At 39.9% G+C, this 25,226-nt stretch carries 28 protein-coding genes and 1 pseudogene; 16 read left to right on the top strand and 13 right to left on the bottom strand.

The genetic code is table 11. The features are described 5' to 3' along the window. Positions 1–95: 95 nt before the first annotated feature. Positions 96–2,006 carry an ATP-binding cassette domain-containing protein gene (locus AC07M3_RS09830; RefSeq protein ID WP_092707249.1) on the bottom strand — a complete coding sequence of 637 codons (1,911 nt, stop codon included), beginning with the start codon at positions 2,004–2,006 and terminating at the stop codon, positions 96–98. A gap of 32 nt (positions 2,007–2,038) precedes the next feature. On the opposite strand from AC07M3_RS09830, the gene AC07M3_RS09835 reads away from it, so the two are divergent. Continuing rightward, on the top strand, positions 2,039–2,284 hold the full coding sequence (locus AC07M3_RS09835) for a SlyX family protein (protein ID WP_003654743.1): 246 nt from the start codon (positions 2,039–2,041) through the stop codon (positions 2,282–2,284). A 55-nt stretch (positions 2,285–2,339) separates the two neighbouring features. Here AC07M3_RS09835 and AC07M3_RS09840 read toward each other — a convergent pair whose 3' ends face one another. Next, on the bottom strand, positions 2,340–3,350 hold the full coding sequence (locus AC07M3_RS09840) for a zinc-binding alcohol dehydrogenase family protein (protein WP_494567184.1): 1,011 nt from the start codon (positions 3,348–3,350) through the stop codon (positions 2,340–2,342). A gap of 99 nt (positions 3,351–3,449) precedes the next feature. Between AC07M3_RS09840 and AC07M3_RS09845 the strand changes: the two genes are divergently transcribed. The 10 genes from AC07M3_RS09845 to AC07M3_RS09890 all read left to right on the top strand — a co-directional run bounded on the left by AC07M3_RS09845 (position 3,450) and on the right by AC07M3_RS09890 (position 12,407). After that, positions 3,450–3,827, top strand: a complete 378-nt coding sequence (locus AC07M3_RS09845) for a winged helix-turn-helix transcriptional regulator (protein ID WP_494567185.1) — start codon at positions 3,450–3,452, stop codon at positions 3,825–3,827. Positions 3,828–3,975: 148 nt separating this feature from the next. After that, positions 3,976–4,425 carry a hypothetical protein gene (locus AC07M3_RS09850; protein WP_017391320.1) on the top strand — a complete coding sequence of 150 codons (450 nt, stop codon included), beginning with the start codon at positions 3,976–3,978 and terminating at the stop codon, positions 4,423–4,425. A gap of 35 nt (positions 4,426–4,460) precedes the next feature. Next, entirely contained in the window at positions 4,461–7,097 is a 2,637-nt protein-coding gene (gene topA / locus AC07M3_RS09855) for a type I DNA topoisomerase (RefSeq protein ID WP_080026257.1), read from the top strand. Positions 7,098–7,185: 88 nt separating this feature from the next. Next, positions 7,186–7,944: a hypothetical protein gene (locus AC07M3_RS09860; RefSeq protein WP_494567186.1), complete on the top strand. Its 759-nt coding sequence runs from the start codon at positions 7,186–7,188 to the stop codon at positions 7,942–7,944. A gap of 135 nt (positions 7,945–8,079) precedes the next feature. Then, positions 8,080–8,652 carry an HdeD family acid-resistance protein gene (locus AC07M3_RS09865; protein ID WP_494567268.1) on the top strand — a complete coding sequence of 191 codons (573 nt, stop codon included), beginning with the start codon at positions 8,080–8,082 and terminating at the stop codon, positions 8,650–8,652. A 115-nt stretch (positions 8,653–8,767) separates the two neighbouring features. Beyond that, positions 8,768–10,747, top strand: a complete 1,980-nt coding sequence (locus AC07M3_RS09870; RefSeq protein WP_494567187.1) for an ATP-dependent helicase — start codon at positions 8,768–8,770, stop codon at positions 10,745–10,747. Positions 10,748–10,819: 72 nt separating this feature from the next. Continuing rightward, a complete protein-coding gene (locus AC07M3_RS09875; RefSeq protein WP_003654760.1) occupies positions 10,820–11,059 on the top strand; it encodes an RNA recognition motif domain-containing protein in 240 nt (79 codons plus the stop codon). Between the two features lie 9 nt (positions 11,060–11,068). Beyond that, positions 11,069–11,431 carry an ASCH domain-containing protein gene (locus AC07M3_RS09880; protein ID WP_494567188.1) on the top strand — a complete coding sequence of 121 codons (363 nt, stop codon included), beginning with the start codon at positions 11,069–11,071 and terminating at the stop codon, positions 11,429–11,431. Positions 11,432–11,512: 81 nt separating this feature from the next. Next, positions 11,513–12,016, top strand: a complete 504-nt coding sequence (locus tag AC07M3_RS09885; protein WP_003654765.1) for a DUF6586 family protein — start codon at positions 11,513–11,515, stop codon at positions 12,014–12,016. A gap of 112 nt (positions 12,017–12,128) precedes the next feature. Next, entirely contained in the window at positions 12,129–12,407 is a 279-nt protein-coding gene (locus tag AC07M3_RS09890) for a hypothetical protein (RefSeq protein ID WP_003654767.1), read from the top strand. A 36-nt stretch (positions 12,408–12,443) separates the two neighbouring features. On the opposite strand, the gene AC07M3_RS09895 is transcribed toward AC07M3_RS09890, so the two are convergent. From AC07M3_RS09895 to AC07M3_RS09910, 4 genes are all read right to left on the bottom strand, one after another. Beyond that, positions 12,444–14,153 carry a cation:proton antiporter gene (locus AC07M3_RS09895; protein ID WP_375037249.1) on the bottom strand — a complete coding sequence of 570 codons (1,710 nt, stop codon included), beginning with the start codon at positions 14,151–14,153 and terminating at the stop codon, positions 12,444–12,446. Between the two features lie 150 nt (positions 14,154–14,303). Further along, on the bottom strand, positions 14,304–14,459 hold the full coding sequence (gene rpmG, locus AC07M3_RS09900; protein ID WP_003654787.1) for a 50S ribosomal protein L33: 156 nt from the start codon (positions 14,457–14,459) through the stop codon (positions 14,304–14,306). A 12-nt stretch (positions 14,460–14,471) separates the two neighbouring features. After that, entirely contained in the window at positions 14,472–14,708 is a 237-nt protein-coding gene (gene rpmB, locus AC07M3_RS09905) for a 50S ribosomal protein L28 (protein ID WP_000048256.1), read from the bottom strand. Between the two features lie 167 nt (positions 14,709–14,875). After that, complete coding sequence (locus tag AC07M3_RS09910) at positions 14,876–16,324, bottom strand: coniferyl aldehyde dehydrogenase (RefSeq protein WP_494567189.1); 1,449 nt, start codon at positions 16,322–16,324, stop codon at positions 14,876–14,878. A gap of 112 nt (positions 16,325–16,436) precedes the next feature. Between AC07M3_RS09910 and AC07M3_RS09915 the strand changes: the two genes are divergently transcribed. From AC07M3_RS09915 to AC07M3_RS09935, 5 genes are all read left to right on the top strand, one after another. Beyond that, a complete protein-coding gene (locus tag AC07M3_RS09915) occupies positions 16,437–17,129 on the top strand; it encodes a TetR/AcrR family transcriptional regulator (protein WP_004641034.1) in 693 nt (230 codons plus the stop codon). 75 nt (positions 17,130–17,204) lie between these two features. Further along, a complete protein-coding gene (gene purU / locus AC07M3_RS09920) occupies positions 17,205–18,068 on the top strand; it encodes a formyltetrahydrofolate deformylase (RefSeq protein ID WP_004641036.1) in 864 nt (287 codons plus the stop codon). Positions 18,069–18,449: 381 nt separating this feature from the next. Beyond that, positions 18,450–19,205 carry an energy transducer TonB gene (locus AC07M3_RS09925; protein ID WP_494567190.1) on the top strand — a complete coding sequence of 252 codons (756 nt, stop codon included), beginning with the start codon at positions 18,450–18,452 and terminating at the stop codon, positions 19,203–19,205. Between the two features lie 42 nt (positions 19,206–19,247). Further along, positions 19,248–19,868, top strand: coding sequence for a MotA/TolQ/ExbB proton channel family protein (locus AC07M3_RS09930; protein WP_003654797.1), 621 nt, complete (start codon positions 19,248–19,250; stop codon positions 19,866–19,868). Further along, positions 19,868–20,272 (top strand): ExbD/TolR family protein, encoded by a 405-nt coding sequence (locus AC07M3_RS09935; protein WP_003654800.1) that lies wholly within the window; start codon positions 19,868–19,870, stop codon positions 20,270–20,272. The genes AC07M3_RS09930 and AC07M3_RS09935 overlap by 1 nt, the downstream gene beginning before the upstream one ends. A gap of 57 nt (positions 20,273–20,329) precedes the next feature. Here AC07M3_RS09935 and msrA read toward each other — a convergent pair whose 3' ends face one another. The 7 genes and pseudogenes from msrA to lgt all read right to left on the bottom strand — a co-directional run bounded on the left by msrA (position 20,330) and on the right by lgt (position 25,215). Further along, a complete protein-coding gene (gene msrA / locus AC07M3_RS09940) occupies positions 20,330–20,854 on the bottom strand; it encodes a peptide-methionine (S)-S-oxide reductase MsrA (RefSeq protein WP_199990042.1) in 525 nt (174 codons plus the stop codon). Positions 20,855–20,949: 95 nt separating this feature from the next. Continuing rightward, positions 20,950–22,005: an Lnb N-terminal periplasmic domain-containing protein gene (locus AC07M3_RS09945; protein WP_494567191.1), complete on the bottom strand. Its 1,056-nt coding sequence runs from the start codon at positions 22,003–22,005 to the stop codon at positions 20,950–20,952. 14 nt (positions 22,006–22,019) lie between these two features. Continuing rightward, positions 22,020–22,529, bottom strand: coding sequence for a dihydrofolate reductase (locus tag AC07M3_RS09950; RefSeq protein WP_004794794.1), 510 nt, complete (start codon positions 22,527–22,529; stop codon positions 22,020–22,022). A gap of 44 nt (positions 22,530–22,573) precedes the next feature. After that, entirely contained in the window at positions 22,574–23,416 is an 843-nt protein-coding gene (gene thyA, locus AC07M3_RS09955; RefSeq protein ID WP_003654809.1) for a thymidylate synthase, read from the bottom strand. Positions 23,417–23,577: 161 nt separating this feature from the next. Then, a pseudogene (locus AC07M3_RS09960) lies at positions 23,578–23,947 on the bottom strand (hypothetical protein); the annotation flags it as partial. 11 nt (positions 23,948–23,958) lie between these two features. Next, positions 23,959–24,318: a hypothetical protein gene (locus AC07M3_RS09965; protein WP_494567192.1), complete on the bottom strand. Its 360-nt coding sequence runs from the start codon at positions 24,316–24,318 to the stop codon at positions 23,959–23,961. Between the two features lie 78 nt (positions 24,319–24,396). Then, complete coding sequence (gene lgt / locus AC07M3_RS09970; protein ID WP_017388422.1) at positions 24,397–25,215, bottom strand: prolipoprotein diacylglyceryl transferase; 819 nt, start codon at positions 25,213–25,215, stop codon at positions 24,397–24,399. Between the last annotated feature and the right edge of the window lie 11 nt (positions 25,216–25,226).

Consider the following 25,226-nt stretch of genomic DNA (forward strand, 5'->3'; position numbering starts at 1 on the left):
TTGATTTTAAAAAAGCTTAATATTCGCAATATAAAAAAGAGCCCCCTTAATTTAAGGAGGCTCTTTTTACGTTCTTTTTAGCAAAGTAAAGCTGATTAGTTTCCTTTACTCATTTGTTCAAGCACATCCCAACGTTCCAATTTTTCAAGTAATAACTCGTCAATTTCTGTGAGACGTTGGCTTGCTTTTGTTGCTGCGTCAGCATCTTTAACAAACCATGAACCATCTGCAAGTTTCTCAGAAAGTCCTGCTTGCTCCTTTTCTAAGTTTTCAATTTCAGCGGGTAATTGCTCAAGTTCACGCTGATCTTTATAACTAAGTTTGACTTTTTTAGCACTGTTCTGAGCTGCGGCTTTTTCAGCTTCAGCTTTTGCCTGAGCTTTTTTTACATCAGATTTCTGATCTACAACTTTATCATCTGGACGCTGTTGCAAATAGTCTTGATATCCACCGATGTACTCTGCAATGTTACCTTTACCATCAAATACCCACGTCGATGTTACTACGTTATCCATAAACGCACGGTCATGGCTAATGAGAAGCAAAGTGCCTTTGTATTCAGCTAACATTTCTTCAAGTAGCTCAAGGGTTACCATATCCAAGTCATTGGTTGGCTCATCCATTACAATTAGATTGGATGGTTTGAGTAGTAATTTAGCCAGTAAGATGCGATTTCGTTCACCACCAGAAAGTGCTTTTACTGGAGTACGGGCACGTTCAGGGGAAAATAAGAAGTCTTGAAGGTAGCTGTAGATATGACGACGGTTGCCATTTACATCAACGAAGTCAGAGCCTTCTGAAACGTTTGCCATGACTGTTTTTTCAAGATCTAAGGCATTACGTAATTGGTCAAAATAGGCAACTTCTAACTGTGTACCTGTTTTAACTGAACCGCCATGTTCGATTGTACCTAAAATAGCTTTAATCAATGTTGTTTTACCAACACCGTTATCGCCGACTAAACCAATACGGTCACCGCGCATGACAAGGGCAGAAAAATCTTTGATGAGTAGATTGTCATCATAAGCGACGCTTAAATGTTCGATATCGAATACTAATTTACCAGAACGATTTGCATCTTGAGTTGCCATACTCACTTTGCCTTGTTGTGAGCGGCGTGCTTTAGATTCTTCTCGTAAAGCTTTTAGGGCACGAACACGGCCTTCATTACGCGTACGACGTGCCTTAATACCTTGGCGAATCCAAGCCTCTTCTTCAGCTAGTTTTTTATCAAATAAAGCATTCTGTTTTTCTTCTGCTTCCATTTGCTGAGCTTTTAGCTCTAAATAACGTGAATAATTTCCTTCATAGCCTCGTAAAATGCCACGATCGAGTTCTACAATTCGAGTTGCAATGCTATCTACAAAAGAACGGTCATGCGAGATAAACAGAAGCGTTAAATTATTTTGATCTAGTAAAAATTTTTCTAACCATTCAATACTTTCAACATCTAAATGGTTCGTTGGTTCGTCTAGAAGTAATACGTCCGGTTGCGTCAAAAGAGCGCGAGCTAATAAAACACGGCGTTTACGTCCACCAGACAGGTCTGCCAAGTCGGCATTTGGATCGAGACCCATTTTGCTTAGAAGAGCATTTACTTTATTTTCGAGTGCCCAACCGTCTAGTTGGTCTAGCTTATGCTGAAGGTTACCCATACGGTCACAGGCTTCCATATCTCCTAGCATACAAGCGTCAGTCGCCTCGTGATAAGCTCTGAGTACTTCTGCCGCTTCTCCTGCACCATCTGCCACAATGTCGGCTACTTTGCCAGAGTCCATGGGAACGTCTTGGGCTAACATTGAAACAGTTAGACCATTTTGAATGGAAACTTCACCAGAATCTGGTAATAGGCTTCCCTCGATCAGTTTAAGTAAAGTAGACTTACCTTCACCATTACGACCAATTAAACAGACTCGTTCGCCACGTTCTAGATTAAAGTTCGCGCCATCGAGTAGGGCAGGTCCTCCAAAAGCAAGTTGGACATCCCTTAGGGTAATATAGGCCATAATGTTTTCCAGAATCTCAAATGAGGATTTAAATGACTAAACCACCATATCATGATGATCAAGCGTCATTGTCCGCACCCATTGAAGATTTGCAAGTGCGAATTACATTTTTGGATGATTTAGTTGAAGAATTAAATCAACAGCTCGCTATTCAGACTCAAGAAATAGCTGATTTAAAAAAACAAATGCAATTTCTTTATCAACGTATGGAATCATCGGATTTATCAGAAGGTATTGCCGCTTTTGACCCATTAACCAATAAACCTCCTCATTATTAATAAAATGGCAAGTTCAATACTTGCCATTTTATTAGGGGATATTTATGAATTTTGTTTAAAAACCATGTAATACGATCTTCCCTTTTGTCGTACCACTTTCAATTTGCTGGTGAGCCATTTTTAGGTTTTGAGCATTAATTGGGCTTAAAACTTGCGAAACAGTGGTCTTGATTTTACCTGCGTCAACAAGCTCGGCAACCTCATTGAGTAATTCACTTTGTTTAACCATGTCTTGGGTTTGATACATAGAACGAGTGAACATAAACTCCCAGTGCACTGATACAGACTTAGATTTAAAAGGTTTAATATCTAACTGTGCCGGATCATCGATTAAGCCAAAATGACCTTGCGGTGCAATCAACTCTACGATGTCTGATAAATGTTGGTCTGTTTGAGTGGTCGAGAACACATATAAAGGTGCATTTAAACCTAATTGCTTGATTTGTGCCGTTAAAGGTTGACGATGATCTAACACATAATCAGCACCGAGTTGCTTAACCCATTCTTTAGTTTCGGTTCGTGATGCAGTAGAAATAATAGTGAGATTAGTCAACTGTTTGAGTAGCTGAATTGTGATTGAGCCTACTCCACCAGCTCCCCCAATCACTAAGATTGATGTATTTTCTGGGGCAACTTTTGGGACCTGTAACCGATTAAATAACATTTCCCACGCCGTGATGGCAGTTAAAGGGAGAGCTGCTGCTTCTCTTGGTTCTAAGGTCTTTGGTTTATGACCCACAATGCGTTCATCAACCAACTGTAATTCACTATTACTGCCTTGATGATTGAGTGCACCCGCATACCAAACCACATCTCCGACTTTAAATTGTGAGACTTTGTCTCCAATGGCTTCAACGACACCTACCGCATCCCAACCAAGAGTCTTCCACTGATTATTATCTGCGCTTACATTCTTACGAATTTTTGTGTCTACAGGGTTCACAGAGACCGCTTGGACACGGACAAGTAGATCATGACCTTCTGCAACAGGTGTCTCTAGTTCGACGTCAACCAGTGCCTCTGGTGATGTAATCGGACCTGCTTTTTGATATGCCACAGCTTTCATAATAATAATTCCTCTTGTTGGGAGTTTGATCATAACGTAAGCTTAAAATAAGTGACTACAGACAAATAACGCTCATAGTGTCAAAAAGGATACTGTAAAATGGCAAAAGCACGACATTCAAGTTTTGATTGCTCTCCGGGTTGTTCAGTTGAAGCAGCCATTAGTTTGATTGATGGAAAGTGGAAATGCGTCATTCTTTGGCATTTATTTAATGAAGGCACCTTAAGGTTTAATGAAATCCGAAAGCGTGTTCCAAGCATTACCCAAAGAATGCTGACAAATCAGTTACGTGAGTTAGAACAAGACGGGATTATTCATCGAGAAGTTTATCCTCAAGTTCCGCCTAAGGTTGAGTACTCTCTAACTGATTTAGGACAAAGTCTAGAGCAAATCTTGTTTGCTTTAAAACTGTGGGGAGATGTCCATCTTGATCGGTTTGGTAAATTGGTATTAGTTGCGAGCAATCGGAACCCTTAAACATATTTAAATAATCTCATGGCAATTTGCTCCGTGAAATACCGATATTTTGGGTCTTGTGATCTTATCAGGGATTATTTTTATGATGTAACTTGCGTTTTCTGGTCAGCTTATGCAACTCTAATAAAAGAGATTAATAGGTTTTGCTATGGACAATATGGGAATTTGGGTTACCGTTATCATTGTTCTTTTCGTAATAGGCTCCATTTTTGGTTTAAGAGTGAGTCCACGTGAAAAGGCGCTTGGTATTATGCGAGATAAAGCCCGTAAAATAGGGTTACATCCGCGTGTAATTGTTGCACCTGAATGGACACATGTCCCAATGGCCACTGAAAAACGTGCCAGCATGGTTGCTTATTATAGTGTATTGATTCCTGATGCCCGTTTATCTTTAATGCGTGCTCGTGTTATAGACGGCAAGTTAAAAGTAATTCAGGGTGATGAGAAATTTAATGATTCTCCCATTGCATTAAAAGGGATTTATGCTATTGATATGCAGGCAAACTGTGTAGGGCTTTATTGGGATGAGGAATCAGACCTAAGAGCGACACAATTAGATGAGATGAAGGCTTATCTGTTGGCCTTGGCTAAAGCCTGATTTTTAAATTTATTGGTATAGGAATAACATTTTATATGGCGAATACCTCGCGCTCTGCATCTCAAAGCACAGCATCTACTGCACCTGCTGCACATAAACGTGCCTTAGTGATTGTGGAGTCGCCTGCCAAAGCGAAAACCATCAATAAATATTTGGGTTCGCAATTCATTGTAAAGTCTTCTGTAGGTCACGTACGTGACTTGCCAACAGGCGGCAGTAAATCAACAGAGAAAAAGCCGGCTGCCCGGACTAAACTCACCGAAGCCGAAAAAGAACAAAAAGCTAGTCAGGCTTTAGTTAATCGTATGGGGGTTGATCCTGAACATGGTTGGGAAGCTCATTACGAAGTTCTGCCCGGTAAAGAAAATGTTGTTGCTGAACTCAAAAAACTCGCCAAAGATGCCGATGCAATCTATCTCGCAACGGACTTGGATAGAGAAGGGGAAGCCATTGCTTGGCACCTAAGAGAAGTTATCGGTGGTGATGACAGTCGTTATCACCGCGTAGTGTTCAACGAAATTACCAAAAATGCCATTCAAGAAGCATTTAAACAGCCAACACGTCTAGATCTAAATCGTGTGAATGCTCAGCAAGCACGCCGTTTCTTAGACCGTGTAGTGGGCTTTATGGTTTCGCCATTACTTTGGGAAAAAATTGCCCGTGGTTTATCTGCCGGACGTGTGCAGTCAGTAGCGGTGAAACTGGTTGTAGAGCGTGAGCGTGAAATCCGTGCGTTTATTCCAGAAGAATATTGGCAAGTTTTTGCAGATACTCAGTCCAAAAAAGATGATATTCGTCTTGAAGCATTTAGGCAGGCTGGTAAAACCCTTAAACTGAAAAATAAAGCTGAAACTGATGCTTTATTAGATGTTTTAAAAGGTGCTGAATATAAAGTTGCACAGCGTGAAGATAAACCAACTAAGGTCAATCCAAGCGCACCTTACATTACTTCAACTTTGCAACAGGCTGCGAGTACACGTTTAGGTTTTTCTGTGAAGAAAACCATGATGTTGGCTCAGCGTTTATATGAAGCAGGTTTTATTACCTATATGCGTACTGACTCAACTTTCTTGAGTGATGATGCGGTAAGCATGGTACGTGCGCATATTGAAAGCCAATATGGTGAAAAATATTTACCGGCAAAGCCAAACCGCTATGGTAACAAAGCGGGTGCTCAAGAAGCCCATGAGGCGATTCGTCCATCAAATGTTGCACTTACTGGCGATCAGCTTGCGGGTGTAGAGCGTGATGCTCAACGCCTATATGATTTGATCTGGCGTCAGTTTGTTGCGTGTCAAATGACACCAGCAGAATATTTATCTTCTACTTTGATTGTTGAAGCAGCGAATGTTGAGTTAAAGGCGAAAGGCCGTACGCTTGTATTTGAAGGCTTTACTAAAGTGCGTGGCGCGAATAAGTCAGATGACGATATTATTTTACCTGCTATTAAAGTAGGCGAAATCTTAAAGTTAGAAAAGTTAGATCCAAGTCAGCACTTTACTAAACCACCTGCACGTTTTACTGAAGCATCTTTAGTTAAAGAGCTTGAAAAACGTAGTATTGGCCGTCCATCGACCTATGCAGCTATTATTTCTACCATTCAGGAACGTGGTTACGTTAAGTTAGAAAACCGTCGTCTTTTTGCCGAGAAAATGGGCGAGATTGTGACAGATCGTCTGGATGAAAGTTTTAATAACCTGATGAATTATGCCTTTACGGCAGATCTCGAAGGCCAGCTTGATAAAGTTGCAACGGGTGAGCGTAACTGGAAAGAGTTGCTAGACACTTTCTATGGCGACTTTAAAAAACGTTTAACTAATGCTCAGGGCGAGCAGGGAATGCGCCGTAACCAACCGGTTGAAGTACCAGCAGTACATTGCCCTGAATGCTCACGTCCAATGCAGATTCGTACGGGTACAACTGGTGTATTCTTAGGATGTTCTGGCTATAACTTGCCACCTAAAGAGCGTTGTAAAGGTACACTGAACTTAACACCTGTTGAGTCGTTAGCTGCGCTATCTGATGATGATGGTGCAGAAACAGCAGACTTGATGTCAAAGCATCGCTGTGAGAAATGTGGCACTGCCATGGACAGCTATGTGATTGATGGTGGTCGTAAACTGCACGTATGTGGTAATAACCCGGACTGTGATGGTTTTGAGCTTGAAGAAGGTGAGTTCAAGATTAAGGGTTATGATGGCCCAACGATCCCATGTGATAAATGTGACGGTGAAATGCAGCTCAAGACTGGTCGTTTTGGCCCGTATTTCGCTTGTACCAGTTGTGACAATACCCGTAAAGTCTTGAAGAGTGGTCAACCTGCACCTCCACGTGTAGAGCCAATCAAGATGGAACACCTACGTTCAGCGAAACATGATGACTTCTTTGTGTTACGTGATGGCGCAGCAGGTTTATTCTTGGCTGCGAGTAAATTCCCGAAAATTCGTGAAACACGCGCACCAAAAGTTGCTGAGTTACGTAGTGTTGCAGCTCAGCTTGATCCAAAATATCAATTTATCTTGCAAGCACCAGATGTAGACCCAGAAGGTAATCCAGCAGTTGTGAAATTCAGTCGTAAGAATCAATCACAATATGTAGGCTCGGAAACACCAGAGGGTAAACAAACTAAATGGAGCCTAATTTATCAAGATGGTAAATGGGTTGAGGGCTAATCAAGTCCAACATAAAAAATGCTAGCTCAGCTAGCATTTTTTATGTCTAAAACAATAAAAGAAAATTTTAATTTTATGGGGAATAAGAATGTGGAAAAACATTCGGATCTTATGCTTATTAATTATTTTATTGATTGTTGCTGTTCAGGCATGGCGAGATCAAAATCAAGATTGGAATCACACAGTTGTAGTCGTTTTACATCCAGTGAATGCTGATGGTTTACAATCAACGCAGAGCTATATTCATCAGTTAAAAAACGAAGATTTTTGGGCAATTAAAAACTATCTAGATGAATGGTCACAGCATTATCGTGGGCAAACAGGAAATTTTGCAATTCGCTTAGGACAACAGTTGCAGCAACGACCACCTGAGGTTCCTCAAAATGCCAATATCTTGCATGTTATTTGGTGGAGCTTAAAATTTCGGTTTTATGCATGGCGACAAAAACAACCCGAGGATAGTGGAGCCTCACTCAAACTTTACTTAAATTATTATGATCCAAATTATCAGAAAGTCTTGATCCATTCGACTGCTTTAGAAAAAGGTCGCATTGGTAGTGTTAATTTATTTGCGACCAAAACACAAGCTTCACAAAATCAGGTCGTGATTGTTCATGAGTTATTACATGGCTTTGGAGCACAGGACAAATATGATTTAAAAACAGGACAGCCGATTTATCCTCTAGGCTATGCTCAACCAGAAAAAATTCCTCTTTATCCGCAAAATCAAGCTGAAATTATGGGAGGTCGCACTGCCTTATCTGAGCAGAGCAGTAAAATGCCCAATAATTTACAAGAAACGATCATAGGTTTACCTACTGCCCGAGAAATTGGCTGGGTGAAATAAAACTGTGGATAAATACTGCTTTATCCACATCAATTATTAAAAAACGATGCAGATTTTATACAGACAAAAAGTGTGAAGTACATCACTATTGTTAGGTAGATGAAATTCTAATACCTGATAATAAGAGTAGCCATGATGAAAACTGTAGGTAATGATTTGGTACGTAATCAGTTACATGCTGACCGTAAATGGTATTTGATATTAGGCTTTGTGCTTATTGGTTTTGGTCTGATTTTATTTAGTTCATTGCCATTTGCGACTTTTTCTGTCGTTTTTTTATTTGGAATACTCATGATGGTCGGCGGTGTGTTACATCTCGTCGCGGCTATGAGTGTTTTTAAAGGCGCAAGCAGATGGTTGTGGGCACTGTTTGGTGTGCTTTATTTAATGGCTGGTTATTACGCTTTTTCTACTCCAGTCACTACAGCTGTGGTTTTGACAAGCCTATTATCAATAGCGCTTATTATTGCGGGTGCTATACGTACCATAAATGCAATTTTACTTAAGCCTATTACAGGATGGGGCTGGACCTTGTTTTCAGCACTGCTCACCTTATTTACTGGTATTTTAATTTTGGTTTCTAAAGATTCACCTTTTTGGGTGCTGGGAATGTTCCTTGCTGTTGATATCTTATTTCAGGGAATTAACTTCCTTGGTTTAGCTTCAGGCATCAAACATCTTCCATCTAGTTCAAAAACAGTATCTTAAAAATAATATCGACTCAAAGAGCACTTTAAGTGCTCTTTTTGTTTTTAGGAGGGGGCAGACCCATCCGTTGCTGGGCTCTGTTAAACTATGCCTTGGTGTGTTAGCGATATGTGTTATGAGTCTTGCAAAATTAATTAATGAACTAAATGCTCAGCAAAAAAAAGCAGCAACAACGTCTGCACAGAACTGTTTAGTTTTGGCAGGTGCTGGTTGTGGCAAGACTAAAACGATTGTTGCGCGTGCAGCCTATTTAATTGATCAAGGCTTACCAGCGAACCAAATTCAGATTTTAACTTTTACTCGACGTGCTGCTAGTGAGATTGTTGCAAGAGTAGAACAACATGTGGGAGCACAGGCAAAGGGTCTGAGAGCTTCAACTTTTCATACTTTTTGTATGTATTTACTGCGCCGTAATCCACAAGCTTTTGGGTTAAATCAATTTAGTATTATTGATCGTGATGATCAGTTGCTCATGTTTCGCTTATTAAGAGGCAAAGACAAAGATAACGTCTTACCTAAAGCCGCAGAGCTGTGTGATTTATATTCTTATGCCCGAAATACTCAAATAAAACTTTCTGAAGCGCTAATCAAACAGCTTCCAGAAGCCTATGAGCATAAGACTCAAATTGCAGATTTAATGAAAACCTATGAGCAGCGTAAAAGAGAACGTAATTTTTTAGATTATGACGATATTCTCTCAATTGTAGCTGTCCATTTGCAAAATTCTGAAGCACTCACCAACTGGGTTGCAGGTTTTTGTCAGGCACTGCTGGTTGATGAAATGCAAGATACCAATCCTTTGCAGTGGGCCTTATTACAACCATTGATTGGCAAAGTGAAGTTGTTTTGTGTTGGCGATGATGCCCAGTCGATTTATGGTTTTCGCGGTGCTGACTTTGAAAATATCCATTCTTTTAAAGAGCGGATACCTGACGCAGTCATTCATACACTGGATTTAAATTACCGTTCGACTCAAGAAATTTTAGATTTATCAAACTGGTTATTAGCAAATAGCCCAATTGATTATCAAAAACAGTTACAAGCACATCGTGGTCAAGGCCAAAAGCCTCAGCTACACCTATTTGGTAATGAGTATGAAGAAGCAAACTGGATTGCACAGGATTTAATAACGCGACATCAGCAAGGTGCAAACTGGCACGACCATATGATTTTAGTGCGTTCCGGCTATAGTGCACGATATCTGGAAGGGGCCTTTATTGCTGCTGAACTACCTTACCGTTTTATTGGTGGTGTAAAACTTCTTGAGTCGGCCCATGTAAAAGACGTGCTTAGCCTGCTACGTATTGTGAGTAATCCTCACGATGATTTGGCGTGGATGCGTTTCTTAACTTTGTGGGATGGTATTGGTGATGTTGGAGCAAGTAAGCTCGCTCAAGAGCTGATGGGAATTGTTGATGTTGAGGAGCGCTGCAATCGTCTAGAACGTCATGGCAAAGTTCCTTTACAAGCGATTTTAATTTTAAAACAGCTAGATGTATTACAGCAGCATGTTGAAGCAAGTATTGGCTTAGCACTCGATGCTTTAGGTGAACAGCTAGAGCAAAATTATAAAACTAAAGATTGGTCACGCCGCTTAAAAGACTTTGATTTGGTCAAGCAACTTGCGCGTAAACATGCATCGTTAGGTGAGTTTCTTGAAGAATATGTGCTTGAACCTATTTCAGTTTCTGAAATTGAAAAAGCAGCTGATCAGGATTTAGTCACTTTAATTACGATCCATTCAGCTAAAGGTGCTGAACAGAAAGTCTGCTATGTACCTCATGTATCGCCAAATCAATATCCTTATGCAAGGGCACAGGGCGATTTTGATGATGTCGAAGAAGAGCGCCGCGTATTGTATGTTGCATTAACACGTGCAGAAAATGAATTAATTTTGACCAAGCAAAACCTCAATACATGGTCAGAAGACAATTACGATGAGCAAGGTCGTAAAATCGAAAGTTATTTCCTAAATGATCTTCCTGCACATTTGGTTCAGGCAAAGATTCATAGGCAAGTACCTCAGCCATTTGCTAAAAAGCAATGGAACCGTTCCCCAACAGTAAATTTAGGTTTTGGTATCGATCTGGATTAAACTACTGTATAAGACATTGTGATTACTTAAATATATTGGCTGCTCCCTTTTATTGCCAATTAAGGTTAGAAAATGAAGATATTAGTTCGTAATTTAGATCGTGCTGTGAGTGAAACTGAAATTTTAGAGTTATTCAAAGCATTTGGTAAAGTTGAAACGTGTGTTCTTGTTACTGATAAAGACACAGGTAAATCGAAAGGTTTTGGTTTTGTTGAAATGCCTAACCCACGTGAAGCAATTAAGGCAATTAAAGGCTTAAACCTGCTTAAAGTTAAAGGCAATGGAATTCGCGTTAAAGCAGCTGAAGAGTAAGTCTTTGTTGTGAAAAGACAGTTTTTAGCTCTTTCGATTGTCGCGCCAAATGGTACTCGTATCGCTGAAGGTATAAAAACACTTGAAGTGCGTTCATGGGTACCTACAAAACTGCCAATCAAAGATCTATTAATTGTCGAGAACCAAAATTTTTTGGTCAAAGATACTGATGAAGAACAGGGAGTTGCTGTCGCTTTGGTTGATATCGACTCTATTCATGCTTGGCGAAATGATGAAATTGAGCCAGCATGTGCAACTGCTTGGGGCGAGGGATATTTTGCTTGGGTTTTAAGTAATGTTCGTCCTATAAGGCAGCCATTAAAAACTTTAGCTAAACGTAAAATTTATCAGGTTGAGCTGGATTTACCATAAATAACGTTGATTTTATTAATGGAGTCGTTAAGCTAAAGATTAGCTGTTGCAATAGCGATTTTAAAACAGGAAAGTTTAGTTATGTCACGTGTTGCTCGTTATCATGCCGATCGTACCAATCAGAAGCTCTATTTTGCGCGCTTAGCGTGTCAACAGGCTGAACAGACCGATCATGTGCAGCAGATACAAGCTCACCGTGAAGCAGCTGTATTTCACCTACATGGTGCAATGTTAGCTTTCTTGCAAGAATTGGTACGTTATTATCGTTTAAATGATTTACAACCCACCTTAAAATCTATTGAGGAACATATGGCGGCAAAAGGGCAGGTTTCTCCTGAAGTCTCTGTTTTGCAGCAATTGGCAAAAGATGGTTTCGTTGCTGAGTTAAAGCGAGCTTATCGTATGTGCCAATATGCGCCGGAACCAAAAGAGCCGACCCCCGAAGAAGAAACATCTTCTAACCTGATTATCAAAGTAACTCAAGGTCCTCAATCTTGGTTGCCTGATGTTAAAATTTTGCGTGAATGGCATCGAGAATTAACCCATTTAATTGATGGTTTTCGTAATGAAATGGTCGAGTTCTAAAATTAAACTGTCCTAGTGCTTGAAATTTAGTGTGGATGTGCCTATATAAATAAGACAAGAGATGCAAAGTGCAAGGGTGCTTTGCCACCATGTTGAAACATGGAGGAAGTATATGTCTATACAGCAATTGAAAGAGTTATTTGGAAATCAAGAAGCAGTGTTGGAATTAGTCCAACTCGAAGGTGGTGAACTTGCCTTGCGTAATGCCGGTTCTGAGAATGAACCCTTGGTCAAAATTCAATTTAGCGATGAAGTAAAAGCAATCTTAGGTGAACAAACACCTGTGGTTGCCCAACATATGATTCAGGCTGCATTGTTTGGACTGCTTGAGAAGCAGGTAAATGAGTGGCAGGCTGAGGTAGTAGACGAACAGCCTAAATTCTTGAGCTAATAAAAAGCGTACTCTTGAGTACGCTTTTTATATCAGTTAATGAATAGTTGACTGATGGGCAAGCTCGATCTGATTTACTATATGATGGCTCATATTCTTTGCCATTTCCTCTTTAGCATAGAACACTTCACCAATATTCTCATCTCGAATGATAGCCGCTTCTTCTTTACTTTCTGCGCAAATTAACACCTGAATTTGAGGGTTTAATTGCTTAGCAATCGCCACAATACGGTGAATATCTAAAATATCCATAGGTGAAATCACCAAGAGTCTTGCATGCATAATATGTGCTTGAATTAAAACACTTGGTTCAGTTGCAACACCACTGACTGCTGCAATATTCGAATGACGTAGCTTTTCTACGATTTCACGATTCTCTTCGGCAATAACGACCTTAATATTCTCATTAATTAAATTTTCAGTGATACGTCGCCCCACACCGCCGTATCCCACAATGACGACCTGATCGCGTAAATAAGCTTGATCAACTTCATCAGGTAACATTGCTAATGGGTCACCACTACGTTCAAGCAGACGAGCCAAGTGAGAGCGCTCACGAATCCAGCGTTGTACAGGCTCAATTGCAGAGAATATAAAAGAGTTCAGCGTAATTGAAAATAAAGCGCCAGCTAGAATTAGGTTTTGTGCTTCTAAAGTTAATAAACCTAATGAGACACCGAGAGTTGCTAAAATAAATGAGAACTCACCAATTTGGGCCAAACTCGCGCCAACTGTAAGGGCTGTATTGATGGGGTAACGAAAGAATAAAACCAAAGCCATTGCCGCAATTGTTTTCCCCACCATAATAATGGCGATAACGGCCAAAATATGTAGTGGACGTTCTACAAGAATACTTGGGTCAAACAGCATCCCCACAGAAACAAAAAACAGAATTGAGAAAATTTCACGTAATGGAAGTGTTTCTTCTTCTGCGCGGTGGCTGAAGTCTGATTCTTTAACTACCATTCCTGCAAAGAATGCGCCTAGTGCCATGGAAACCCCAAAAATGGCATAAGACCCGTAGGCAATTGAAACAGCAGCAGCAACAACGGTCAGGGTAAATAACTCTCTTGAACCTAAACGAGCAACAAACTGCATAATAATAGGAACAACGCGTTTACCTACAATCAGCATAAAGGCAATGAAGCCAACTACTTTTAATAAAGTGAGCCCAAGGGTTAACCAGATATTACCATCTGCACCTTCTGGTGCTTTCCCGCCGAGTAAAACTGCTGTAGCTGGAAGGAGTACTAAAACAAGTACCATGACTAAATCTTCGACTAACAGCCAACCTACAGCAATTTTACCGTTGACTGAATCTAAAAGACCTCGGTCTCCTAAAGCTTTTAATAATACAACAGTACTCGCACACGACAGACTTAAACCAAAAACGAGTGCAGAACCAAAGCTCCATCCCCAGAGCATGGATACGCCAACTCCCAATAGAGTAGCGACCGCAATTTGTAAAATCGCGCCTGGTACAGCAATACGGCGAACGAGCAATAGGTCATTTAATGAAAAGTGCATTCCTACACCAAACATCAGAAACATTACCCCGAGTTCTGCAAGCTGGTTAGCAAGATGCATATCAGCTTCTATGCCGGGTGTATTTGGACTAATAATAATTCCGGCAATTAAATAGCCGATAAGAGGGGGAAGTCGTAATCGGGCTGCAAGATAACCAAAGAAGAGGGCAACACCGAAACCAACAGCAAGTAAAACAATTAAATCTACGTCATGCGGCACTAAAAACTCCTTTTACGTGAGTTAGGCTAAAGACAAGCATAAAAAATGCCAAGGCGAAATATGTGGAAAGTTTAACAAAAAAAAGCCAGGTATAAAAAAAATGCAAAAAAAAACGACCTCATTGTGAAGTCGTTTTTTTCGAGGCTAAAATTATTTGATTTTAGCTTCTTTGAAAATCACGTGTTGACGGATTTTTGGATCAAATTTTTTGATTTCCATTTTTTCCGGCATAGTACGTTTGTTTTTAGTCGTGGTATAGAAATAACCTGTACCAGCTGTAGAAACGAGACGAATCTTATCACGCATTGTTCAGACTCCTTAGATCTTTTGACCTTGAGCACGAAGGTCTGCAACAACCTTTTCGATACCCAATTTGTCAATAATACGCATACCTTTAGTGGTTAAACGAAGACGTACAAAACGTTTTTCGCTTTCTAACCAGAAACGGTGGTGGTGCAGGTTCGGCTCGAACCGGCGCTTGGTTTTGTTGTTGGCGTGTGAGACGTTGTTACCAACGACTGGACGCTTGCCGGTAACTTGGCAAACCTTAGACATGGTGTAACTCCATTGATTCAGCCAACAGCAAATCTGTGGCCAGTCATACTAAATGTAAACGGATGAATTCATTCAAGGGGCGTTTTATACCAAAAATACGATTAAAAGACAAGCGGAATTGGTAAAAACGAGGCATGATTTAGTATAACAGATCATGCCTTGATCAGTTAGCGCAACAAGGTTTTCGAAATGAAACGATGAATGGGCTTATTAAAGGGTGGAAGAATGTATTTAAGACTATAAAGTTTTGGATTTGACATCACCGAACGTTCATGAGAAAGGCTAAAAAAGCCCTCTGGTCCGTGATATTTACCCATACCTGATGCCCCAATCCCTCCAAAGGGTAAATCATCCTGAGCCACATGGGTAATGACCATGTTGATTCCGAAATGCCCTGAGTGGGTGTGCTGTGCAACATAATCAGCACGCGCCTGATCATAGTCGAAATAATACATGGCTAAAGGACGTGGACGACTATTAATAAATTCGATGACTTCTTCTATTTGGTCATATTCTAAAATTGGTAGAACGGGACCAAAAATTTCATTTTGCATAATATCCATTGCCGTAGTGACTCCAGTCACTAAAGTTGGTGGAATTTTGCGTACATCATCTAAAATTTCATTTTGAGGGTTAATTTCAACAATACGAGCACCTTGATCGCGGGCATTTTCAAGATAGCCCTGAATGCGGTTGTATTGTTTGTCATTAATAATAGAAGTGTAATCTTGATTATTGCGGAAATGTGGGTACATACCAGCCACAATCAATTTAAAGTTTTCGATGAACTCAGCAGTTTTCCCGCGTGGTAAGAAAATATGGTCAGGTGCAACACAAGTTTGTCCTGCATTCCATAATTTACCTACAGCAATACGTTGAGCCACATCTTTCATATCCATAGATGCATGCACAAGAGCAGGGGATTTGCCGCCTAACTCAAGAATAACAGGAACCAGATTTTGAGCTGCGGCTGCCATCACTGTTTTACCAACAGAGGTTGAGCCTGTGAAAATCATTTTGTCAAAAGGCAAGTGACTAAAAGCGTCTGAAATAACGCCACCACCATTCACCACAGCAACTAATTCTTGTGGAAAGGCTTCTGCTAATACGCTTTCAAGGACTCGCCCAAAATTTGGAGAAGCACTAGAAATCTTGATCATGGCATGGTTGCCTGCTGCCAGCGCACAGATTAATGGTCCAACTGAAAGCAGCAATGGGTAGTTCCATGGTGTAATAATACCAATTACACCCATAGGTTGATATTGTACCCAACCTTTTGCTGGTTGATGTAATACACTGATATGGCGTTTTGAAGGTTTCATCCACGCTGTCAGATGTTTACTATAATATTTGATTTGTTCCAAACTGGTGAGTAACTCACCAATTTTTGTTTCCATAACTGCACGATTGCCATAATCAAGGTTAATTGCTTCGGCAATCTGATCTTGATATTTTACCAAGACTCTTTTAAGACGAGCTAAACGATCAATACGCTCTTTAGCAGTGGGTACCGGATGACGTAAATAAGCAAGCTTTTGATGTTCAAGCAAGTCATGTAAATGCTTAACATCATAAGGAAGCTGAGTCTCTGGATTTGTTTTTGTTTGACTGTTCATCGGTACTTACCAAATACATTGATATGTTTATTTTTTAGAGTAAATACTCTAAATAGTCAAGTCAGTTTATGTGTTCAAGTCTTAACCATTTGAATTATTAAAGGTTATTAAAATGTCTCAACCTAAAGCTCTGAAGACAAAAGACCGGATTTTACAAATCAGTTTGCAGCTTTTTAACGAGCGAGGTGAACGGTCGGTTACAACCAATCATATTGCTGCGGAGTTAGGTATCAGTCCCGGAAACTTGTATTATCATTTCCGGAATAAGCATGAAATTATTAAGGAATTAATGTATCAATATCAGGCCGAGACTTTGGAAGTACTTTCTTTACCTGACGATAGACCATTAACAACTAATGATAAAATCAACTATTTTCAAGTGCTAAGTGGCCAGTTATGGAGTTACCGTTTTATTCATCGTGATGTTTATCATTTAGTTGAAAGTAACGAAGACTTTAAAAAGATTTATCCACGTTTTGCAGGGCAAGTCATGCAGCAGGGGCAAAGAATTTATCAAGCCTTTGTAGATGCAGGCCTTATGAAAATGACGCCATCGGAAATCGAAGCACTTATTATTAACCTTTGGATTGTATTAACAAACTGGACAAACTTTTTATATATGTCTGGTCATATTAGTGACAATAACCATTTAGAAGAAAAATGGGTTTGGCAAGCATTACGTCAAATGGTTTTCCTTGAAGGCCCTTATCTTATGGGTGAAAGCCGAGCAACTTATGAGCAGTTGCTTGAATCTCTTGGGCCTTCAGATCTATTTGCTAGCTTATCATCCTTAAAAGACGAATAGTTGTGCTTGTTTATTTAGGGCGCTAGAATACTCGGCCTATTAAAAAATTTATCTCAATTAAGTGATATTAACCAAATGAATATGACCACTGCCAATACAGCCCGTTTACTGATTACTTGTGAAGACAAGCCAGGGATCGTACAAGCGGTATCGAGCTTTTTGTATCACCAAGGTGCAAACATTACCGCGCTTGATCAGTATGCGACGGAAGCTCAGGGCGGACGTTATTTCATGCGTGTTGAATTTGAACTTGATCATTTACAGTCGCGTAAAGATGCATTAATTCAAACTTTTGCTGCGAACGTTGCGGAGCGTTATAGCATGCAATGGCGTCTTGCTTTCGTAGGCGATGTTAAAAAAGTTGGTATTTTAGTTTCTAAAGTTGACCATGCATTGCTTGAGTTGTTATGGCGTCATGCACGCGGTTCGTTACCTTGTGAAATTACTCATGTCATTTCAAATCATGAAGATTTACGTGAATCTGTTGAAAACTTCGGTATTCCATTTTCTGTAATTAAAGTCACCAAAGACAATAAAGCTGAAGCTTATGCGCAAATTGATGAAATGATGCAAGGCAATGATTTATTGGTTCTTGCACGTTACATGCAGATTTTAAGCGAAGATTTTGTTGCAAAATGGGAAATGAAAATCATCAATATTCACCATTCTTTCTTGCCAGCTTTTGTGGGTGCTAACCCATATAAGCAAGCTTATGAAAAAGGTGTGAAGTTGATTGGTGCGACAGCTCACTATGTGACTGCTGACCTTGATCAAGGCCCAATTATTGAGCAAGACGTTGAGCGTGTGAGTCATGACTATAATGTTGAGCAATTACGTGAGTTAGGTGAAGATGTAGAGCGTAATGTATTGGCTCGTGCAGTAAAGTGGCATTTAGAAGATCGTATTATTGTTGATGGTAATAAGACTGTTGTTTTTTAAATAATGCTTATTATAAAAAAGCACGCTTCTTGCGTGTTTTTTTATATTTAAAATTAATTTGAAATGATATAACGTATCAATAATAAGTGGGTTTATTGTAGGATTAGATCTGTTCGTGGTGCAAATAGCTAAACTATTTTAAGTTTGACTAAACAAATTGTGAACAGGAGGTATCTATTGATGTAACTATGAGAAAAGTAAAGCAAAGATACTGAGCAGGCACGAAGTCATAACACAGAGTAAATGTTTTTCTCAAAAAATAGTTGCAAATGAAAACACTTCTCATTTATTATTGTGGCACTTTATTGTTCTATCCGATGTTTGAAATCGTTTCTATAAATAGAAATCTGAAATCATCGTCCATTAGGTAATTAGATTCTTATGAGTCAATCTTCCGCAGCCTTAAACGCTCCCAATCCGATGAAAAAGAAAGTCATCACAGCACTAATTGCAGTTGCAATTGGTCATATCGGGGTCTTATGGGCAGTTAGCCATATTAAGCCTGCTGAATTAAAGCCAATCGATAAGAAACCTTTACAGGTACGTTTCGTAAAAATTCAAGATCAGCCAAAACCATTACCTCCTAAACCAAAGGAACCGCCAAAAAAACCGGAACCTAAAAAAGAGGTAAAAGAAGTTAAAGTTGTTGAAAAACCTGTAACACCACCTAAAAAAGTGGAAAAAATTCAACAGGTGAAAAAGGCTGAAACACCAAAACAAACAGTAAAGACAGAACCTAAAGTTGAAACCAAAGTGGTGACAACGACGACTACTGTTACTGAAAAAGTCGTTGAAAAACCAAAGCCAGTGGTACAAGAAGCGCCTAAAGCTCAACCCGCTCCAGATCCATCACCAAAACGAGTTTCGATTGGTGGTTCGGGTGTACAGTGGAGTCGTTCACCACGATTAACAGTTTCTTCAAAAGATTTACAAGGCGAAGCACGCTCTGTCATGGTACTGATTGAAGCCGATGAAAAAGGCAAGATTATTAATGTGCGAGTGACTAGAAGTAGTGGTATTTCTAGTCTAGATGATAAAGTTGTCCGTGCTGTTCGCGGTGCGAAATTTAAACCTTATATGGAAAACGGGGTTGCTTACCCAATTAAAGCAGAGCAACCTTTTGATTTAACCCCTTAAATGAATTTGAGTCCCAACGGCTAACCTTAATCAGGAGTTCATATGAACTTTTCAATCTATTGGCAACATGCAGATGCAGTGAGTAAAACCCTGTATTTCATCTTATTGGCAATGTCGATTGCTACTTGGACAGTTTTCATCTTACGTTTGATGGGGACTCGCCAATTAAAGCAACAAGCTTATACTCAACTTTCTCAGGCTATCACTTCGCTAAAAGCAAAGTTACAACCATTAAGTTTTGAGCAGCGTAAAGCGGTTGCAGAGCAGGCTCTACTTCGTCAAATTTCTGCTGAAAAAGTCAATGCTGAGAAAGGTATTTCTGTTTTAGGAACAATTGCTTCAATTGCACCATTCGTTGGTTTGTTTGGTACGGTATGGGGTATTTTCCATGCACTTGTTGCAGTAGGTAAAAGTGGACAAGCAGGTTTGGCTCAAGTGGCTACACCAGTAGGTGAAGCGCTTATTATGACGGGTCTTGGTCTTGCAGTTGCGATTCCTGCGGTATTAGCTTACAACATCTGTGTACGTGCTAACCGTGGTCTTGCTCATGATTTACAAGATCAAGCACACAGCTTGTTAATTGACACGATGTTGCAGCAAGATTCTACTGTAAAGTCTGATGTTAAAACTGCACAGCAAAGTTATGTTGGAGGTCAAGCTTAATGGCTTTTCAATTGGGTGAAGACCACGATAGTGGCATAAATGAGATGAACCTCATTCCGCTAATCGACATTATGTTGGTGTTAATGATCATCTTTTTGGTCACAGCAACAGTTGCCAACCCATCGATTCCATTAACGCTTCCTAAAACAACTGCTGAAATTATTGATCCACCACCAAAAGCAATTACGATTAGTATTAATGCAAATGGTGAAGTGGCTTGGGATACTCAAGTAATTAGCCTTGATGAGCTTCAAAAACGTTTTCAAGAAGCAGGTCAAGGTGATGTTAAACCCACAGTTCAACTTCGTGCTGATAAAGAGTCGAAGTACGATACTGTTGCACAGGTAATGTCTCGCGCCAGTGAAGCCGGACTGAGCGATATTGCCTTTGTCAGTGAAAACTAAAATTTAGTTTAAGCAATAAAAAAGCAACCTCATCGGTTGCTTTTTTATTGCTTTGATTTATTGATCTTTCATGAGGTGCTGGAATTTACTATATAGCTTGAGTAGCTTAGGTGGAATCGCAAAGTTGCAATAACCTTGTGAAGGATTCTTTGCATAGTAATTCTGGTGATATTCTTCTGCCGGATAGAACGTCGGGACTGGAGACAACTCAGTCACAATATCAAGCTCATCATCTTTTAGCGTTTGAATCGTATGTTCTGCTGCCTGCTTTTGCTCTTCATTATAATAGTAAATAACAGAGCGGTATTGCGTGCCGATATCATTACCTTGGCGATTTAAAGTCGTTGGATCATGAGTCGCGAAGAACACATCGAGTAACTGGGAGTAGGTTACTTGCTCTTCATCAAAATCTACCAAGATCACCTCAGCGTGCTGGGTGTCTCCTTGGCAGACTTGCTCATAAGTTGGATGAGTTGTATGCCCACCAGCATAACCACTAGTTACTTTTTCTACACCACGAATTTGTAAAAAAACGGCTTCGACGCACCAAAAGCAGCCGCCGCCAAATAAGGCCTGTTGCATTGTTTTTTCCTCTATTTCCTGCCTATTACAATAGGGGTTATGTATTTAAAATACAAAGTAAAGCATGTATAAAAAAGTAAAGAAAAGTGCATTACTTATTTCGGTTTTGGTAAACCTTGTCGAACGATTTGAGAGAAATGTTCGCTACTCTGATCTGAAAGCTGTTCAAAATTTTCAGTACGTGGGTTGATATGTGCAATTTGATACCACTGTTTTAAACTGATAGTTTGATTAAGTGCTTTAAGATCATATAAATAATTAGGTAAGTAACCTGAAGCGATTAGACGGTAATCTTTAGGAAGTTGATAGGGGTTAATCGCTTGAACCATATCAAAAATTAAGGTGGTGCAGTTACTGGTGAGGGTGTTGTACCACTTTGGTTCTGCACGAAGTTCATCTGATTTCTTTAGATATTCTAAAAATAAAGCCTTTTGTTCGCGACGTGGCATATTGATAGGGAAATTATAAACTTGCTCTTTGCGGATGTTACTGCGCGTGTACACAATATCTTTTTCATCAGAAGCAATTAGACTAAGTTCATATTTTCTAAAAAATCCACCAATTGCCGAAAATTCTTCGGTTTTTTCTTTACGAATCTCGATTGAGAAGACTAAAGGTTGCTGATTGGTAAATTCAAAGCTGACCAGTGTATGAGCAATTTGTGGTCCCATCCAGTAAGAGGCAATGATGTTTATGCCATTCAACTGGTTGAGGTCAAAAGTTCGAGTTTCCCACTGCACATCATAAGTACCATCGGGATGCCAGTTGAAGTTACGAACATTATGCAGGGTAATCACATCGCCATGCTTTTCGTAGCTCAGCATATTGGCAACTTCAGGGTTCCAGTCGCGGTCTTGGCGTGCAGTAATCGAAAAATACCAAACAAGAGAGCAGGCAAATGCCAAAAGATAAATCAGGATGTCTGTACGGCGACTAATAATATGGCCTTCAACATATAAGCCAGCCATACTGAGCGCAAAAGCAATCCAGATGCCAATGAGTATGCGGCTGCCTAACCAGCCAAAAGGTTGTTGGACCCAGAGCGCTACACATATCCAAATGCTGGAGAGCACAATAAACAGCGTGAATAGACTATGTAATAGCCCCAAAAGTAGGGCAGTAATAAATTCACGTGTTCCGATATTGTGCATAGGCATCCATAGAATTATTTTTTATATGTGGCAAATTCGAATGAAGTTCCTGATTTTTCATCAACTTGCTGTTCACTCGCAGTTTTATGAAATTCACTCGGTATTGTTGGATAATGTGCATCACCTTGCACATCTAAGTCAACATGAGTGAGTTCAAGACGGTCTGCAATCGACAAAGTCTGCTTGAATATCTCGCCGCCACCAATGATGAACAATGCCTGTTTTTCAGTATTTTTCACATCTTCTAAAGCTGCATTTAAAGCATCTTCAATTGAATAGGCAATTTTAACACCGTCAAATTGCCAGTTAATGTCGCGGGTAATGATCCAGTTCACACGGTTGGGTAGCGCACGGCCCATAGACTCAAGGGTTTTACGCCCCATCACGACCACGCCGCCTTGTGTGATTTCTTTAAAGTGTTTTAAGTCGGCAGAAATATGCCATGGCAACGCATTGCCTTTACCAATACAGTGGTTTTTATCCATTGCCACAACGTGAACAACTTCTACATTTTGCCATGCCATAATCTTATTCTCTAAACCGTAACCTAATGAAATTTGAGACGTCGTTATACTGCAACTGGTGCTTTAATAGCAGGATGCGACTCATATCCTACAATTTCAACATCTTCAAATTTGAAATCAAATAAGTCTTTTACTTCTGGATTCAGTTTCAATTGGCATAGTGGTAAAGGCTCACGTGTCAATTGAAGTTGTGCTTGTTCAAAATGATTGACATAAAGATGCGTATCACCACCAGTCCAAACAAAGTCACCGACTCCTAAACCGCACACTTGAGCAATCATATGAGTGAGTAAAGCATAACTGGCAATGTTAAAAGGAACCCCTAAAAACACGTCTGCACTACGTTGATAAAGCTGGCATGACAATTTGTTATCTTGTACGAAAAATTGAAAAAGCGTGTGGCAAGGTGGTAAGGCTACTTGTCCAGCTTCATTTGGATTCCAGCCAGAAATAATTAAGCGACGTGAGTTTGGATTGGTTTTAATTTCATTAATTAACCATTTAATTTGGTCAAAACCATCTTGGTTATAAGTACCATCGGCATTTTTGGTTGCGCCGAAATTACGCCACTGATGACCATATACTGGTCCAAGTTCATGCTCTGGGCGGCCAAAACGAGCAGTTTGTTCTGCTGTTGCCCATTCATCCCAAATCGAAACTTTATTATCTTTTAGATATTGGACGTTGGTGTCGCCTTTTAAAAACCACAGTAACTCAATCACGATAGAGCGGAAGTGAACTTTTTTTGTGGTGAGTAAAGGAAAACCTTTAGAGAGATCAAAACGCATTTGATGACCAAATACAGAACGGGTTCCTGTGCCTGTACGGTCGCCTTTGTCGCCGCCATTATCAAGGATATGTTGTAGAAGGTCTAAATATGCACGCATAACACTCTCGAGTTCGGATTAATTCCATAAAATAAAAGGGGGAGATAGCTCAATGATAAATAATTACGCAATAGAGCTGCTTCATCATGAACCATTGAAGATGATACCTGTTGTAGCTCAAGATGAAAATCTAAAAATAGTTCTATGACATTTCAATGGGTGTAATTAATCAAATCGTTTAGCACGATTTTGATAAATCGAAACAAGAAAAAAGCCAACCAGTACAAAGCCTAAAGCTTGTAGCGCAAGAATCCATTTATGTTGAGCAGGAAGCAGATACATCAAAATAACAACGATAAAAATAGGATAGATGCTGCTTAAAATTCCAAAGCTCGATTTATATGATTTGTTATTTGAAATTTTGCTATTTAAGTAATGTCCAGCATGTAAACCAAAACCGAAAATAAGGCTGAGTACAGTATAGATAGGAGATAAAGGCTGAACTTGATTAGCTAGATAAACTGCAACACAAACGGCAACAATAAAGATAAGTTTGATATGGCGCGGAGCGTTGTACCAATAAGCCAACATGAAAACGAAACCTATTTCTTAAAAAGTGATTGAGGTGAAAAAATGAAAACTGCTAAAGCCATAAAGGCGATTCCCTGAACACCCCAGATGAGTAAATTAGGTAAGGCTTTAACAAAAATCAGCGCGAATAAAAGCGCAATAGGCACCCAAGTCAGCAGACGATAAAGTAAACCAGACGGATTTTTTTGAGCAAAGTGCAATTTAAAGTAACGGCAGATTAAAAAAATTACCCCAGTTCCAGTAAACATCAGAATCGTATCTAAAGGTAGCGGTTGGTATTGATATAGCGCAATACAAATAAGCAGCGTAATAATTAAAATCACTAGTTTTTTAAATGTCGGGACTTGCACGTTAAACCAGAATTCCAGCATGGTATATCTTCATTTTGGGAGAGTAAAAACTGTAGCATAAAAAAGAAAAGAGGAGCCGAAACTCCTCTAATTTAGATATTAACTATTCTTTTGTGGACCCCAGTCGTAAATTTTCTTTTGATAGGCATACCACATCATCCAAAGGCCAATCAGCAACATTGGAATTGTTAGAATCTGTCCTTTCGTCATCCAGCCAAACAGAATAAAACCTTGGTCGGCATCAGGCTGACGGAAGAATTCCATCACAAAGCGGGCAACGCCATATCCCATTAAGAATAGAGCAGAGACGGCCATACGTGGACGTGGTTTTGAACTAAACCACCACAAGATAATGAATAGAATTAAACCTTCACAAAGCGCTTGATAGATTTGTGATGGATGGCGGACTAGGTGTAACGGATCTGTCGGAAAAATCATACCAAATGGATAATTTGGGTCAGTTACCGCACGACCATATAACTCTCCACCAATAAAGTTACCAATGCGTCCGAACATTAAGCCAGTCGGTACACAAGGAGCAATAAAGTCGAGGGTTTGGAACCATGTTTTTTGGTATTTTTTACACCAAAATAACATTGCAATCATGACGCCTAAAAAACCGCCATGGAAGCTCATGCCGCCTGTCCAGACTTGAAATAGCCAGATGGGGTTTTCGAGGAATTTATCAAACTCATAGAAAAGGACATAGCCGACACGACCGCCCAGAACGACACCTAGAGCACCGTAAAATACCAGATCGGAAACCATGTCCGATGTCCAGCCATCACGCTGTTTGGCACGGTAGGAAGCAAGCCCCCAAGCACATAAAAATGCTAATAAATACATGAGTCCATACCAATGGACTTGAAGAGGTCCTAAGTGTATTGCGACCGGATCGATATTAGGATAGGTCAGCATTGCTGCTCCTT

It is taken from the genome of Acinetobacter sp. GW821-FHT09D10 (assembly GCF_059416285.1).